General features: G+C 72.8%; 11 protein-coding genes and 3 pseudogenes. 4 read left to right on the forward strand and 10 right to left on the reverse strand.

The features are described from left to right. Positions 1-450 precede the first annotated feature (450 nt). Both AB0G56_RS39320 and AB0G56_RS39325 read right to left on the reverse strand, forming a co-directional pair. A complete protein-coding gene (locus AB0G56_RS39320) occupies positions 451-912 on the reverse strand; it encodes a DoxX family protein (protein ID WP_360980252.1) in 462 nt (153 codons plus the stop codon). 471 nt (positions 913-1,383) lie between these two features. Next, on the reverse strand, positions 1,384-2,388 hold the full coding sequence (locus AB0G56_RS39325; protein WP_360980255.1) for a LysR family transcriptional regulator: 1,005 nt from the start codon (positions 2,386-2,388) through the stop codon (positions 1,384-1,386). A gap of 218 nt (positions 2,389-2,606) precedes the next feature. Between AB0G56_RS39325 and AB0G56_RS39330 the strand changes: the two genes are divergently transcribed. Continuing rightward, a complete protein-coding gene (locus AB0G56_RS39330) occupies positions 2,607-3,335 on the forward strand; it encodes a hypothetical protein (RefSeq protein WP_360980258.1) in 729 nt (242 codons plus the stop codon). Between the two features lie 139 nt (positions 3,336-3,474). Here the strand turns inward: AB0G56_RS39330 and AB0G56_RS39335 are convergent. The 3 genes and pseudogenes from AB0G56_RS39335 to AB0G56_RS39345 form a co-directional block, all read right to left on the reverse strand. Further along, positions 3,475-4,505, reverse strand: a pseudogene (locus tag AB0G56_RS39335) (nitroreductase family protein). 506 nt (positions 4,506-5,011) lie between these two features. Then, positions 5,012-5,581, reverse strand: a pseudogene (locus AB0G56_RS39340) (amino acid permease); the annotation flags it as partial. A gap of 351 nt (positions 5,582-5,932) precedes the next feature. Further along, a complete protein-coding gene (locus tag AB0G56_RS39345; protein ID WP_360980261.1) occupies positions 5,933-6,808 on the reverse strand; it encodes a universal stress protein in 876 nt (291 codons plus the stop codon). Positions 6,809-7,087: 279 nt separating this feature from the next. On the opposite strand from AB0G56_RS39345, the gene AB0G56_RS39350 reads away from it, so the two are divergent. From AB0G56_RS39350 to AB0G56_RS39360, 3 genes are all read left to right on the forward strand, one after another. Beyond that, positions 7,088-9,766, forward strand: a complete 2,679-nt coding sequence (locus tag AB0G56_RS39350) for a GNAT family N-acetyltransferase (RefSeq protein WP_360980264.1) — start codon at positions 7,088-7,090, stop codon at positions 9,764-9,766. A gap of 150 nt (positions 9,767-9,916) precedes the next feature. Continuing rightward, the gene (locus AB0G56_RS39355) at positions 9,917-10,372 is read left to right on the forward strand and encodes a cyclic nucleotide-binding domain-containing protein (RefSeq protein ID WP_360980267.1); all 456 of its coding nucleotides are present in this window, start codon (positions 9,917-9,919) and stop codon (positions 10,370-10,372) included. 60 nt (positions 10,373-10,432) lie between these two features. After that, entirely contained in the window at positions 10,433-11,098 is a 666-nt protein-coding gene (locus AB0G56_RS39360) for a CBS domain-containing protein (protein WP_360980270.1), read from the forward strand. An 85-nt stretch (positions 11,099-11,183) separates the two neighbouring features. On the opposite strand, the pseudogene AB0G56_RS39365 reads toward AB0G56_RS39360, so the two are convergent. From AB0G56_RS39365 to AB0G56_RS39385, 5 genes and pseudogenes are all read right to left on the reverse strand, one after another. Then, positions 11,184-11,943: pseudogene (locus AB0G56_RS39365) on the reverse strand (CBS domain-containing protein). 31 nt (positions 11,944-11,974) lie between these two features. Continuing rightward, positions 11,975-12,415 (reverse strand): pyridoxamine 5'-phosphate oxidase family protein, encoded by a 441-nt coding sequence (locus AB0G56_RS39370; protein ID WP_360980273.1) that lies wholly within the window; start codon positions 12,413-12,415, stop codon positions 11,975-11,977. Between the two features lie 67 nt (positions 12,416-12,482). Next, a complete protein-coding gene (locus AB0G56_RS39375) occupies positions 12,483-13,559 on the reverse strand; it encodes a zinc-dependent alcohol dehydrogenase family protein (protein ID WP_360980276.1) in 1,077 nt (358 codons plus the stop codon). 217 nt (positions 13,560-13,776) lie between these two features. Next, positions 13,777-14,124 carry a hypothetical protein gene (locus AB0G56_RS39380; protein WP_360980279.1) on the reverse strand — a complete coding sequence of 116 codons (348 nt, stop codon included), beginning with the start codon at positions 14,122-14,124 and terminating at the stop codon, positions 13,777-13,779. Positions 14,125-14,652: 528 nt separating this feature from the next. Further along, the gene (locus tag AB0G56_RS39385) at positions 14,653-14,919 is read right to left on the reverse strand and encodes a hypothetical protein (protein ID WP_360980282.1); all 267 of its coding nucleotides are present in this window, start codon (positions 14,917-14,919) and stop codon (positions 14,653-14,655) included. Between the last annotated feature and the right edge of the window lie 77 nt (positions 14,920-14,996).

The following is a 14,996-nucleotide window of genomic DNA, read 5'->3' on the forward strand; positions in this document are numbered from 1 at the left end:
AAAGACGACACCGCCCTGCCCACCGAACTCACCGCATAGCCTCAAATACGAGATCACCGAGTGGCCGTCGATACACCACTCCAGCGGACGTGACCGGCGCCGGCCGTGTACCGGCAGGCAGCGGCTCCAGGCCGGGAACGAAGAACTCGACGAGGCGGGCTCGACACACACGGACGTTTCCCGTGCCGCTACCGAGGGCGTGGCAGGTGCGACACCCCCTTCCGACACGTCACAGAGGATCTCGAGGGCCCCGTCACTCACTGCCTGGCCGACCGCCCGCCAGCCGGCCAGGCGCGTCACCGCTCTGTCCGGTCAGCACACCTGGAGCGCGGCGGTTCGGCAGGGGCCGTGCACACGAAATCCCCCCACGTGATCGCCGAGGTTCTTCCTCGTGATCGCCGCGGTTCTTCGTGTGCCGGCCGTGCGTCCTGCCGACCGCGTGAGGCAGGACTACGAGGTGGGCACGGGCGCCACGCCGTCCTCGTCCGCTGCGGCGGTCGTGCTCTTCCTGAGCAGGGACTCCGCAGCCCAGGCGCCGGGCCCGATGCAGGCGATGAGCAGGAACGTCCAGCAGAACATGACCGCCGGCTCACCCCCGTTGTCGATCGGGAACAGAGCGTTGGGCTGGTGCACGCTGAAGTAGGCGTAGGCCATGGACCCTGAGCAGACGACGGCTGCCGTCCGCGTGAACAGGCCGAGGGCCACGAGGGCTCCACCGGCCAGTTCGATGACTGCGGCCCACCATCCCGGCCACTGGAGGGCGGGTACCGTGCCGCCGCCGTGGGCTCCGCCCAGGACGCCGAACAGGGACGCCGCGCCGTGACAGGCGAAGAGGAAGCCGGTCACCAGGCGGAACACGGCCTGGGCGACCGGACGCACGCCGCGTAAGGACAGCGCCGATGAGAAGTTCATGGGGGTTGCTCCTCGAGTACGTGAGAGACCCGACCACAAGCCGGGTTTCTCGTCATAGGCATGACACATCACATCTAGCTCAGGACACGGCTCCCGCACCAGCGGTCGGAAGCTCTGCGTTTCCTCTGAGACGGACGGGGTGAGCGACCGGTCAGGGTCCATCTCACCGGTCACGACGGCCCGGCGCCGTGAGCGGGACGGGAAGTCGCTCGGTTCGCCTCGGATCCGGCAGGCGCCGACCGCCTTCGCGATCTCCGGGGCTGCCCAGCGAGCTGCGGCCTCATTGTCATCGGCAGCACGACCTGCGGTTCGGGGGCGACTCTCACGGCCGTCTCGTACGTGGATCAGGGCCCGCCTACGCGATCACGGTCACGGGCCCCATGGCGGAGACAGTGACAGCGCGAACCACGCGGACGTGCAGGAGTCCGTCCCGCGCACCACGTCATCATGAGACCACGACCCTCGTCGGCCTCATCTCGCCCTCGCCGCACGCGCGGCGGTGGCCGGGGCGGGGTCAGTGGGATCACGCAGCGGACGGATGACGATGTCGCCCTTCGTACGGCCGGCCGCGGTGACCGCCTCGGCGTACTCGCGGGCCGCCTGCCGCAGCGCGTCGACCGTCGCCCTGGCCCCCGTGGCGGCGCCTCCATGGCCGGTGCGGTACAGGATCCGCGTGATCTGGCTGCCGGTGACGGGCAGGGTCGTCACCGTCGAGTGATCGAACTGCGCGGCTAGGAACGCGGGCAGGATCGCGGCGCCGATCTGCCCGGCCAGCATCGCCTGGACGGCGATCATGTGGTCGGCGAGGTGCTCGACCGACGGCACCACTTTGTGAACGTCCGCGAAGCGGGCGAAAGCACGTCCGCGTGCCGAATTCAGGGGAGCGCCGATCCAGGGCCTGCCGGAGAGTTCGGCGGCGGTGGCCGGTATGTCCCAGGCGGCAGGGACGACCACGCGGTACTCGTCCTCGCTCAGCACCTGCGCCCCTACCCCAGGCGGGAGCGCCACCGCCGTGTCCCGGTCGTCGATGATCACCAGGACGTCCAACTCACCCAGGCGCAGCTGCCGCAGGCCATCGGTCAGTCCGGCTTCGAGGAACCTGGGCTCAAGACGCGGATGCCACCGGTCCAGCAGTCGCAACGCCGGGGCGGCGATCCGGGCCAGCACCCACGACGTCGCCCCGACGGCCACCGGCCCTTGCGCGACCTGATCGTTCGCGGCGCTCAACTGCTGTGCGGCCAGGGTCAGTTCCTGGCCGATGCGTTCGCCGGTGGTGGCCAGTAGGCGACCGGCCGCGGTGAGTTCCAGCCGTCCGCCCGAACGGTCCACCAGCGGAAGACCGACCTCCCTTTCCAGACTGGCCAGTTGCTGTGAGACCGCCGAGCGCGTGTGTCCGAGGGCACGGGCCGCCGACGCCACCCCGCCGCTCCGCGCGATCGCGTGCAGGACCAGCAGACGCCGGGGATCGAGGTTCATGCGCGGCCCCCCCCTCCTGCGTCTCGGGCGCCATCGTCGCACGGCGGCCGTGCGGGCACCAGTTCTCCTGTCGGGGGTGGCAAGCGCCTCTGAACGACCGGGCTGCGTCGCGGCCGTGCGGCTGCCAGACTTGCCGGCGTTCCCCGAGCCCCGGCCGAGACCTTCTGTGGCCCCGTGCGCCCGGAACCGGGTCCGCCCTGTCCCCGAGGAGGCCACACGTGGCACCTGCCGTTCCGCTCCGCATACGGACAACAGCGGTGCTCGCCCTCACGGCGGCCTGTGCGTTGACGACGGCCTGCGGCCCCTCCGATTCTCCCGGCGCCCGCCCGGCACCGCCGGCCCTGCCGGGCGGCACCGCCGCGTCCGCCTCCGCCGGCCCCGGCGGCACGACAGGTTCCGACGGCGACGGCGATACGGCCCGTACCTCATACGCACTGACCGCACCCCGGAACGCGGCCGGCTACCCGCAGGGCCGGCCCCCGGCCTCCCTCGTCAGCACCGTGAACGCCGACCTCAGGCAGACCGCCGCGCGGCTCGGCGTGTCCGGCACCCCCGTGCAGGCCTACTACGACGACCGCGCGGACGGCGCGTGGATCTTCTACAACGGTGTCACCGGCACCGGCTTCGATCCCGACCGCCTGCACGACATCCTCGACGAACTCCCGGCCAGCCGGGAGGACGGCGCCGGAGACCGCTTCACCACCAGCGCGCTGGACGCCGCGCCCGGCCCCCATGGCGGCCGGGCCATCTGCAACACCACCATGGTGCAGAACACGATGTTCACCACGGCCGCCACCACCTGCTCGTGGTTCACTCCGACCACCGCCGCCGGCATCAGCCTCGTCATCAAGGGGGACGGCAGCAGCACCAAGGTGGGCTTCACCGCCGCCGACGTCGCCCCGATCATGCGCGCGATCCGTGCGGACGTCGAGCAGCCGAAGGCCTGACCTCCGCAGGAGGACGCCTGGGGGAACAGCCGGTCCTCGCAGAGGCTCAGAGCGTACGGCTGCTGGTGCCGGCAGGACCCCCGAGGCCACTCCGAGCCGCAGCAGGGGGCGGCGGCCGCCGCCGTCACCCCCTCCCGGCTCAGCCGTCCGGTGTGCCCGCCACGTCATCCAGGAGGTCCAGGACGTCCTCGACGGGCCTGCGGGGCGTCGCCGGACCGGCTGGTCCGTAGCCGAGGCGCAGCACCATCTGGACGTGGCCCCGGCCGGCGACGGGATCGCGGGTCAGCAGACGCAGGTCCGCGCTCTCCAGCGGATGGGAGGTCAAAGACGTGGCCAGGCCGGCCGATGTGGCCTCCAGCAGGACTCGTTCCAGCGCCTGACCGGCGACCAGCCAGTCCGCCGGTCCGTCTCCGCGTGTGCTCAGCAGGGCCAGGTGCGGGTGTTCCTCGAAGGCCGAGCGGTCACGTCCGGCCACCGGCGGCGCCCCGCGAAGTCCCGCAGCAGGGGCTTGCCGTCCCGTCGGCTCGGGCCGAAGGCGTACTCCGGGACGCCGTCGACGGCGGACTGCGCCTCCGCGCCGAACCTGGTCCACCGTGTCAGATCCTCGAAGGCGGACGGGTCGAGCGTGTCACGACTCTCCGCGTCATGGACGAGATCCAGCACCGCGTCGACATGCCATGGCCCGGGGAACAGCAGTTCAGCTCCCTCCTGAGCGGCGGCGGCCAGGAGAGCGGCCCGGACCTGCTCCGGCACCTCCCTTTCCTCGAAGGGACAGCGGCTGGTGTGCCGCCGGGCGAGCCACGGGTACAGCCGGCGCGGGGCGTCGGCGTCCGGATCGGCGCCGCCTCGGCCGGGTCCGTGCGGGAAGCGCACCTCGGCGAGCAGCAGCGGGTCCGCCGGGTCGGGCAGCAGGCGGACGTGAGCGGTGAGTCCGGCATGGGCGGCGGCGACACGCAGGTTGAACAGAGCCGCACCGCAGCCGATGTGCAGGGCCCGGTCACCCGGGTCGCTGCGGTGCATCGCGCGCTCCGGGTCGGCGCGGAGGCGGAGCACGCGCGTGTCGGCCGACCAGCGGAACCTCCAGGGCTGCGCGTTGTGCATGGAGGGGGCGATCGTGGCGTCGGCGACCAGTGCGGTCACCGTCCGCACGTCAAGCTGTCGTGAGGGCATCGCGACCTCCTCGGGCATCTCCCCCGTGCCCTCTCAGTGAACCGCCCCCGTCCACCCTCCGCATTGAGCCGACCGGCCCGAAGTGGAGGCCCAGCAGTCCTGCGAAGGGCCCGCGCGGCGCGGTCGGGACATGCGCTCGTCGTCCGGCCGCTGGGGACGACGCCGTCCGTGTCCGAGGCGCGATGGCGAGGAGGGGCCAGGGCGGAACCGGCCGACGCGTGTCAGCCGGCTCCGCGGTCTCCTCACCTCCCCGGCGGCAGCGCCGCCTGCGCGCAGTGCGTACAGCGGCTCGCCCCCACCGCGTTCTGAGGATCGCCACCTTCGTCCGGGGCATCGCTTGTCCGGAGCATTCCTCACCCGGAATCGGGACGACCCCCGGTGTACCTACGGCCGCGTCGCCGACCGTCGCCTCCCGGCCGGGGACGGCTCCGCTCCGGCTCAGGTGGCGGACCGGCCCGCGAGCACGCGGCGGACGCCGTGGGCCGCGGCGCCTGCGGCGAGCACGGCGACGCCACCGCCGCCCCCGTTCTGATCACGGGGGAGAGCCGTCCGACACCCGCGGACCGTACCGTCTCGGCCAGTGGCGCGGAGGCCTCGGCCACGCGGCTGGGTCCGAGCACCATCAGGGCGCAGGCGGTGACGAGCGCATAGACGACGACGGTGGCGCCCAGCGCGAGGCGGAGGGCACGGGGGATGGTCCGCCACGGATCGCGTACCTCCTCCCCCGGCGTGGCGATCCGCGCGTAGCCGGCGAAGGCGAAGAACAGCAGCCCTCCGGCCTGCAACACCCCGCCGAACGACGCGTGCGCTCCCCCGCCCGGACGAGACACGCTCACGGCGCCGGAGGTCAGGGAGACCGCCACGACGGCAGCGAGAACCGCCGGCACGAATGTGACGATCGCCCGGGTCAGCCACGCCGACTTCCGCACACCGGCGTAGGTGACGGCGGTCAGTGCGACCACACCCGCGACCGCGTGTGCGTGGCCGGGCCCGAGACCGATCACCACGGCGTCCGGCACTCCCAGGCGGCGTTCCAGCTCGTCCGGCGCTCCGGCCGTCGTCGAAGCCCTGCCCATCTTGCCGGCCCTCCCCCTCGCCCGATCACGGTTTTCCGGCATCGGGAAACGACAGGCCGACTCACGGTCTGTCCCAGGACCCGACCGCTCGTGCGAGCACCGCACTGCGCCGGGAACCGCGGCCGGTCGACTGCGGCAGCGGTGGACGGCGCCGCCCGCCCGGCCGGGCGCGGCCGACGCGGTCCGCCGGACGGACGTCGGCCGGTGCGCGGTGGGAGCCGGGGGCGCTGTTCTCCGTCCGCCCGCGCGTCAGCGGCAGCCGGACGCCCCTGCGACCGCGGTGAGGCTGAAGCGCGGGAACGGGTTCCGGCAGAGAATTCGCCGGAGTCCGTCGCCGCAGTCGGCGGGCCGTCACGCCCGCTGCGGGACCACCGCCACCGGGCAGCTCGCGTGGTGCAGCAACGCGTGCGCGGTGCGGCCCAGTTGGAGCCCGAAGCCGCCCGTTCTGCGCCGGGCGCCGAGGACCACCAGGTCGGCGGCGGCCGAGCGGTCCACCAGCACCCTGTGTGCCGGTCCCTCGACGGTCGCACGCCGCACCCGGACCGCCGGGTGGTCGTCCATCGCCTCGCTCAGCAGTTCTTCGACGAGTGCGGCGGCCTGTGCCACGTGTCCCAGGACGGAGTTCCCGCCCGCCGTCGGGGTGCCGGCCGTCCCGGGTTCCGGGATGCGCCAGGCGCGTACGACCTGGAGGACGCAACGGCGTGCCTCGGCCTCGTGGAAGGCGAACCGGACCGCCTCGCGACCGGTCTCGGCTTCGGCTGCGCCGAGCAGGATCCGCTCGTGCGTCCCGGCCAGGCCGGCCGTGTCCCCGCGGACCACGACCGCCGGGCACCGTGCCATGCCGGCCACCGCGAGGCTCACGGACCCCAGCAGCAGCCCCCTCAGCTCGCCCCGCCCCCGGGAGCCGGTGACCACGGCGAAGGCGGTGTCTCCGGCGCCCAGCAGAGCATGGACCCCGTCCTCGGGAAGGACGTCGGTGGTCACCTTCACCGCGGGGTTGCGGCGCTGTGCCCGCTCTTCGGCGGCGGCGACCACGTGCTCGGCCATCACCTGCTCCGAGGGACACTGAGGACTGCCCGAGGGCACGGTCCCCTCGTAGCGCTCCCACAGTGAGCCGTACACCAGCCGCAGCGGCAGACCGTGCAGGGCGGCCTCGTCCACCGCCCAGTCGACCGCGGTCAGGCTCGGACCCGAACCGTCCACACCCACGACCAGGGGCAACTCCATCCTCACCACCGCCTCTCGCCGAAACGCCGCGTCGCACGGCGGGACCTCCTGTTGCCACCGTGGCATCCGGTGCGGTCCGCCGCGAGGGCCGACCGGCCCCTGCACGGAACGCAGGGCCCCGGCTCCAGGGCCCGGGCAGCCGCCGACAGCGGCGGCGCCCGGCACGGCAACGCCCTGGACGTGGGCCGCTCGGCCCGGTCCGGTGCCCGGCCGGCCTCTGTGGGGCGGGGACGAGGCACCGCAGGCTGGAGAACGGGACCGCGGAGGGAGACGTACGCAATGACCGACACCGAGCAAGCACCGGTGCACGCGCTGCTGACCGACGGCACCACCATCCGGATCCGCCGCTCGAACCCCGCTGACCGCGCCGGGGTCCTGCACCTGTACGAGGCGATGTCCGACGAGAACCTGCGGCTGCGGTTCTTCGCACTGAGCCGTGCCTGCGCCCGGCAGGCGGCCGAACGTGTGGCCGCAGCGCCGCGCCCCGGCTACCGCGCCCTGGTCGCCGAGCATGACGGCCGTCCGATCGGCCTCGCCGAGTACGAGACCGACCCACACGGCTCGACAGCGGACGTCGCACTGGCGGTCGCCGACGACTGGCACCACCGCGGGGTGGCCACGCTGCTGCTCGAACACCTGGCGGACGCCGCCCGCACCGCGGGTGTCACCGCGTTCACCGCCGACGCCCTGGCGGAGAACCTCGACGTGCTGCGCGTCTTCCACGATCTCGGCCTGCGGGTGACCCGGCGCTACGACGGCCCGGAGGTGCACTGCGTGGTGGAGCTGACCGAGGACGAGACCTACCTGAGCGCCGTGGACACGCGCGGACGCCTCGCCGACGTCGTCAGCCTGCGCCCGCTGCTGCGCCCGGCGTCCGTCGTGGTGATCGGGGCCGGCCGCAGGCCCGGTTCCGTCGGACGCGCCGTCCTGCGGAACATCGTCACCGGTTCCTTCACCGGGAGGGTCTTCGCGGTCCATCCGGCCGCTTCCACGATCGCCGGGGTGCACGCGTACCGGTCCGTCACCTCACTGCCGCAGGTGCCCGACCTCGCGGTGATCGCCGTTCCGGCGGCAGCGGTCCCGCAGGAGTGCGGGAAGACGGGGGTGGGTGCGCTCCTCGTCGTCACGGCCGGATTCGACGCCGCCGGGGCGGCCGCTCTCATGGACGTGTGCCGCCGCCACGGCATGCGCCTGGCGGGTCCCAACTGCCTGGGCCTGGCCAACACCGAGGAGGGCGTCCGCCTGGACGCCACCTTCGCCGCCCGGCACCCCGGTGCGGGCACGGCCGGGGTCGCCGTGCAGTCGGGCGGCATCGGCATCGCGCTGCTCGACGGACTGGCCCGTCTCGGTGTCGGCGTGTCGAGTTTCGTCTCGCTCGGCGACAAGTACGACGTCAGCGGCAACGACCTGCTCCAGTGGTGGGAGGCCGACGGGCGCACCGGTCTCGCGATGCTGCACCTGGAATCCTTCGGCAACCCGCGGGCCTTCTCCCGTACCGCCCGCAGGGTCGCCCGACGGATGCCGGTGCTCACCGTGGACGCGGGCCGCTCCGAGGCCGGGCGCCGGGCCGCGGCCTCGCACACGGCGGCGGCGGCCACACCCACGATGACCCGCCAGGCGCTGTTCACCCAGGCCCGCGTCACGGCCACCCGTACGATCGGCGAACTCCTCGACGCGGCGGCTCTGCTGCACTCCCAACCACTGCCGGCGGGCACGAAGACAGCCGTGGTCACCAACGCCGGCGGTGCCGGTGTGCTGGCCGCGGACGCCTGCGCGGAGGCCGGTCTGGCCGTACCCGCCCTGCCGGCCGACTCGGTGAACGCGCTGCTGGCCCTGCTGCCCCCGGGTGCCGCCGCGACGAACCCGGTGGACGCCACCGCGACGGTCGGCGAGGACCAGTTGCGCGCCTGCGTGGAGCACCTCGCCCGCGACGCGGCGGTCGACGCGGTCCTGGTCGCCCTCGTCCCGACGGCAGTGGCCGCGGCGATCGGAGAGGACCTTGTCAGGGCGCTCACCGACGTCCCCGAACCGCTGCCACGACCTGTCGTCGCGGTCCTTCCCGCGCAGTCGGCTCGCGTCGAGCTGCTGGACACCTGCGCCGAGGGCACTCTGCCCGCCTACTGCGACGCTCAGGACGCCGCGCGTGCGCTGGCCCACGCGGCCACCCGTGCCCGGTGGCTGGCGACACCGACCGGCGACGTGGCGGAACTACCGGACGTGGACAGCCGACGGGCGAGGCAGGTCGTCGCCGGGTTCCTCGAGGACAACCCCGAGGGTGGCTGGCTCGATCCGCGGACCGCCTCCAGCCTGCTCGGCTGCTACGGCCTGCCACAGCTCCCGTGGGCCTGGGCGCGCGACGAGGACGAGGCCGTGGCGGCCGCGCGGCAGCTGGCGGGAAGCGGCGGGCGCGTGGTGATGAAGGCGTACTGGCCGGGCCTGCTGCACAAGACCGAGGAGCACGCGCTCCATCTCGACCTCCAGGGCCCCGACCGCATCAGGGCGGCCCACCGGGACCTGGTGAACCGGTTCGGCGACCGGCTGACAGGTGTGGTGGTACAGCCACTCGCCGAACGCGGCATTGAGTTGTTCGCGGGGGTGGTGCAGGACGAGGTCTTCGGCCCTCTGGTGGTGTTCGGGCTCGGCGGGACGGCGACGGAGGTCCTGGCCGACCACGCCGGCCGGCTCGCTCCGCTCACCGACCGCGGCGTGCGGGACCTGCTGGCCTCCCCGCGCTGCGCGCCGCTGCTCCGCGGCTGGGCGGGCGCCCCGGCCGTCGACCTGGACGGTCTCCAGCAGCTGCTGCACCGTCTGTCCCGGATGGCGTGCGACCTGCCGCAACTGGCCGAGGCGGACCTCAATCCCGTGCTGGCCGGGCCACACGGGATCACCGCGCTCGACGTCCGCGTCCGCCTTCTCCCGCGCCGTCCCCACGACCCGTATCTGCGCCGCCTGCGCTGAGCGGACGCGCGGACCCGGGCCCCGGGGCTCTTGGGGCCGAAGGGCCCTCGAAGGAGTCCGGGCGGCCCGTGGCGTCCTGCATCCGGGCGACCGCACGCTGAAGGTGAGTCGGCCCTCCCACCAGGTCGGCAGCGCGGAAGGAGCCCTGCGATGACCTCCACCACCACCCTGACCGCCGCCCTGCCGGCCGAACACCGGGCACAGCTGATGTCCCTGGCCCGCAACGTCTCCTTCGGCACGGGGGCCCGCTTGTTCGAGGAGGGACAGCACGCCGAGAGGTTCTGGATCGTCAAAACCGGAACCGTCGCCCTCGATCTGCGCGTCCCCGGCCGCCGCGCCGCCGTCATCGAGAACCTGAGCCATGGTGAACTGGTCGGCTGGTCCTGGCACTTCCCGCCGTACCTCTGGCATCTGGGCGCCGAGGCCACCAGCCCGGTACGGGCCCACGAGTTCGACGCGGCCACCGTACGGATGCTGTGCGAGCGGGATGCGGAATTCGGACGGGCCGTCGCCCGCTGGGTCAGCCAGGTGGCCGCCCACCGGCTGCACGCGGCCCGGATCCGCCTCCTGGACCTGTACGCCCCCTACGGCAGCGGACGCCGGTGACCCACCGGGCAGCCGGGGCGGACAACGGCCCCCGGACCCCCTGAGGAGGAGATCAAGATCATGTCCAGCAGCCCGCACTCCGTCAGCGACGTCATGACACACACCGTGGTGGCCGTGGGACGCGACGCCCCGTTCAAGGACATCATCGCTCTCATGGGGCAGTGGAAGGTCAGCGCGCTCCCGGTCCTGGAGGGCGAGGGCCGGGTGATCGGCGTCGTCTCCGAGGCCGATCTGCTGCCGAAGGAGGAGTTCCGCGACAGCGACCCGGACCGTTTCACCCAACTGAGGCGCCTGCCCGACCTCGCCAAGGCGGGCGCACTGACCGCCGGGGAGCTGATGAGCACCCCGGCCGTCACCGTCCACGCGGACGCCACACTCGCCGAGGCGGCCCGCGTCATGGCCGTGCGAAGGGTGAAACGGCTTCCCGTCGTCAGTGCCGAGGGCATGCTCGAAGGAGTGGTCAGCCGCGCAGACCTGCTGAAGGTGTTTCTCCGTCCGGACGACGACATCGCCGAGGAGGTACGGCGTGAAGTCGTCTCGCCCCTCTTCCCCGCTCCCGTCGAGCCGGTCCGCGTCGAGGTGTGCGACGGGGTGGTGTCCCTTACCGGGCGCATCCGGGACACGTCGTTCGTTCCCGTCGCCGCGCGCCTCGTACGCGCCGTCGAAGGCGTGGTGGACGTCGAGTGCCGCCTGGCGAGCGGGTCCGCCCCGAAGGGACCGGTCTGAGCGGGCATTCCTCGGGTTCCTCACCGGGCACCGGTGGGAACGACACAAGCGACACGGTCATGGAACCCCACGCCGGCGTGGAACGTCAGGGAGCTCCCTTGCCGGGCGCCGGTGCACGGGTGCCGGGTCCCGCTCCCCGGGTGCTGGGTCCCGTCCGCCGCGACGGACCGCCGTCACCCGCCGCCGGCCCGCAGTGCCGCCGCGACGCCGTGATCTCGGAGCGCACGTCCACCACGCCTTCGACGGAGCGGACCAGGCGCAGGGCGAGGGGCACCACGGACGTGTCCGCCACCTCGCCGGCCAGAGTGACGACACCTTCGCGCACCCGCACGCGCACCGAGTCGAGCGGAACCGGGAACCGGCCGGCCACGACCTGGTGCCGGACCTCCTGCGCGATGGCCTCGTCGCTGCGGAGAAACACCTTGAGGAGATCGGAGCGGCTGACGATGCCGATGAGGACCCCTCGGTCGTCGACGACGGGCAGCCGCTTGACTCCGTGCCGGGCCATGAGCCCGGCGGCTCCGGCAAGGGTCGCGTCGGCGTGGACGGTGACCCGCCGGAACGGTCGCCAGGTCCCGGGCGGTCACCGCCCGCGCCCTGACCGCGCCCGGAGGGCCGCCCGATCGACCGGAACGGCCCGCGTCGCCGGCGCGGAACTCCTCCTTGCGCAGCAGATCCGCCTCGGAGACCACGCCGGTGACGTGACCGTCGCCGTCCAGCACCGGCATCGCGCTGACGCCCCACCGTTGCATCGTCCGCACGATCTCTTTGAACGTCGCACCGCCTGCGAGGGCGACGACCGTGCTGGTCATCACGTCGCTCACGGTGTACTGGGAGCCCTGCATAACGTCCTCCGGCTGGTCGGCCGACCAGTGGTCAAAACAGAGAACCGAGGCCGTACAAGCTGCGGCCACCGGCCAGTTCGCGGCCGGTGACCAACTCGGGTTCGATGCGGATGAAGACCTCACGGGGCGAGGGCACCCAAGAAGGAGGCCAGTCCGTGACGAGGTGCCCGCGTTCGGCGGGGTCGGTCGTCACGGACGCGGAACCGGTCACGACGACGCTCCAGCCGGAGTGGGCAATCGCGTCCACCTCGTCGGCCTCGAACGCCACGACCGCGCCGTCGATCGCACGAGCCAGCTCCGAGGCGGCCGTGGTGCGCAGCAGCACCGCGCCATCGCTGTCCACGCGAAAGTTCACCGGGAGTACGGCGGGCAGGGCGTGACGCGTATGGACGACACGGCCCACCGCGGCCGTGACCAGCAGCCGCAGGCACTCCTGCCGGTCCAGCTCCCGGAATCCGTCATTGCCGTACATCGATCGGTCCGCCCTCTCTCTTCGTGATCACACGGCCGGCCGACCGCTCCACCGCCGGCGCGCCGGCTCACTCGGCCGCGGTCATGGGGAGGACCTCGTTCCGCGGCGGCTCACCGAGGACGACCTTGAGTGCCCCGGTCACGGCGGCCTGCGCGAAGACGTCGTAGGCCTCCTGCATCTGCTCCAGCGGGAAGACATGCGTCACCAGCTGCGATGTCGGTAGCCTGCCGGCGGCGGCCATCTTCAGCAGTGTGGGCGCGGAGTTGGTGTTCACCAAGCCTGTGGTGATGGTCACGTTTTTGATCCACAGATCTTCCAGGTGCAGGACCGCCGGCTTGCCGTGGACGCCCACGTTGGCGACGTGGCCCCCGGGCCGCACCATGCGGGTGCACATCTCGAACGTCTCCGGCACCCCGACCGCTTCGACGACCACGTCCGCGCCGAGCCCTCCTGTGAGGTCCGCGACCAGCTGCTCAGGAGCCTCGCGGGCGTCCACCACCGCCTCGGCTCCGAGCTTCCTCGCGGCCTCCAGCCGGGCCGGGGCGACGTCCACCGCGATGACGCGCTCGGGCGCGAACAGTCGGGCGGTGGCGACGGCCGCGAGACCGATGGGGCCTGCTCCCACCACGGCGACGGTGTCCCCGGGCCGGACCCGGCCGTTCAGCACGCCGACCTCGTAGGCGGTCGGGAAGATGTCCGCCAGCAGCACGGCGTCCGTGTCCGTCACCGAGGCCGGCAGCGGATGGAGGGACAGGTCGGCGAAAGGCACACGGACGTACTCCGCCTGTGTACCGTCGACCAGGTGGCCGAGGATCCAGCCCCCGCCGCCCAGGCACTGACCGTACACACCCTCACGGCAGAAGCGGCAGCGCCCGCAGGCGGTGATGCAGGAGACCAGCACCTGGTCCCCCGGCCGTACGCTCCACACATCGGAGCCGACCTCGACGACCTCACCGACGGCCTCGTGCCCCAGCACCGTGCCGGGGCGCACCCCAGGGACGTCGCCCTTGAGGATGTGCAGGTCCGTACCGCAGATCGTGACCGTGTCGACCCGCACGACGGCGTCGGTGGGCTCCTTGGCATCAGGGTCGGGGGTCTCCTCCCAGGCGGACCGCCCGGGGCCCTGGAAGACGTATCCCTTCATACCGATCCTTACCCTCTCGGCATCGGGTCCTGTCGCCGGATTCGCCCGACGTGTCCAGCGTGTGCGGCGCGAGCCGGGTCGCGCATGGGCCGGTCGGCCCCATCGGCCGGCCGACCGGTGCCTGTGTGGCACTGCGCCGTGTGCCCGGCCCGGGGCCGCGACACGCTTCCCGCCCGCTCGACAGAAGGCCGCCGCGGCCCCGTGTTCGCCAAGGAGTTCAAGGAGGTGGGCACGGGTGGCGAGCAGCCGGTGACGGCGGCCCATGGTCAGCCTCCAGTGCCCTGACCAGGTCGAGTCCCGCAGCCGGCCCCCGGACCATGGCGACGGCGAGCGCGCGGTTGAGGGAGACCATCGGGTTCGGTCCGAACTGTTCCAGGATTTCGTACAAGGCGAGGATCTGAGGCCAGTCGGTGGCGTCGGTGTCCTCGGCCCCGTCGGGCACGGCCGCGACGGCCGCCTGCAGTTGGTACGGGCCGACCCGGCCGCGCGGCAGGGACCGGCTGATCAGGTCGACTCCCTCGGCGCCCAGACCGTTGAAGCATTGATCCGCGCCCGGTCTGCGCACAAGGAGGCGTCGCGATGCGGGTGAGGACTCCTCAGCGGTATCGGCACCGCTCTCGGACTGTCAGTAGTGCTGTTCCCGGTAGACGCCGTCGGTGTCACCACCGCGGCTCCAGTCGCCGAAGCTCGTGTTGCCCAGCTCCATGTTGACGACGAAGGAGCCGGCCGCGGCGAGGATGATCCTGAATGGGCCGGCGGCCGGTCTCGGCCGGGGGCACTGTGAGCAAGCTCTCGGCGCACGTCTTGCAGACGGGCTCCCAGTGGTGAAAGCGCATCGGCGTGGGACGGTCACACAGCACGCAGGCCCGTTCTTGCCAGCGGTCGAAGTGCCGGGCGTCACGTCAGTCGGCCTTCGGCGATCGGCGGTCGGCGGTGGCCGCCGGTCCGTCCGGCGCGGCAACGGTGTGGCCGCGGACGGACCGGGCTGCTGGATGTTGCTGCGCATTGACGTCCACGTTCCCCCCATTGGTGGTCAGGCAGTGGTGAACAGGCGCTCGGCGCTCGGAACCGGAGCGGTTGATGGATCCGTAGTTCATTGCGTGGACGGAGGCGCGGGCGCCACGTCCGGGATCGCTCGGGTCCTGCGGATCGGAGAGGCGAGCGTGAGACCGGCCGGCAGCAGCACCGCCACGCCGAGCACGGCGATCGACGGGCGGGTGCCGACGGCCGCACCGAGGAGACCGCCGACGAGTGCGCCCAGCGGCAGCGCGCCCCTGATGATCGTGCGGACGGCCGCTGTCGTGCGCTCATCGGATGCTGCGGCGGGATGTGGCGGTTCGGTCTGTCGCGGCAGGCGCACGTGGCCCGCGTGCGCTGAACCGGTACGCGTGGTGTGTCTGCTCCTCCGGTCGGCCGGAGGAGCAGACACACCGCCGC

The sequence above is a fragment of the Streptomyces sp. NPDC021356 genome (genome assembly GCF_040641015.1).
In the GTDB taxonomy this organism is placed as follows: Bacteria; Actinomycetota; Actinomycetes; order Streptomycetales; family Streptomycetaceae; genus Streptomyces.

Bases quoted from the DNA above. Each gene is read 5' to 3' on its own strand.
- AB0G56_RS39370 (WP_360980273.1), bottom strand. From the start codon at position 12,415: ATGTACGGCAATGACGGATTCCGGGAGCTGGACCGGCAGGAGTGCCTG.
- AB0G56_RS39350 (WP_360980264.1), top strand. From the start codon at position 7,088: ATGACCGACACCGAGCAAGCACCGGTGCACGCGCTGCTGACCGACGGC.
- AB0G56_RS39325 (WP_360980255.1), bottom strand. From the start codon at position 2,388: ATGAACCTCGATCCCCGGCGTCTGCTGGTCCTGCACGCGATCGCGCGG.
- AB0G56_RS39320 (WP_360980252.1), bottom strand. From the start codon at position 912: ATGAACTTCTCATCGGCGCTGTCCTTACGCGGCGTGCGTCCGGTCGCC.
- AB0G56_RS39355 (WP_360980267.1), top strand. From the start codon at position 9,917: ATGACCTCCACCACCACCCTGACCGCCGCCCTGCCGGCCGAACACCGG.
- AB0G56_RS39375 (WP_360980276.1), bottom strand. From the start codon at position 13,559: ATGAAGGGATACGTCTTCCAGGGCCCCGGGCGGTCCGCCTGGGAGGAG.
- AB0G56_RS39360 (WP_360980270.1), top strand. From the start codon at position 10,433: ATGTCCAGCAGCCCGCACTCCGTCAGCGACGTCATGACACACACCGTG.
- AB0G56_RS39345 (WP_360980261.1), bottom strand. From the start codon at position 6,808: ATGGAGTTGCCCCTGGTCGTGGGTGTGGACGGTTCGGGTCCGAGCCTG.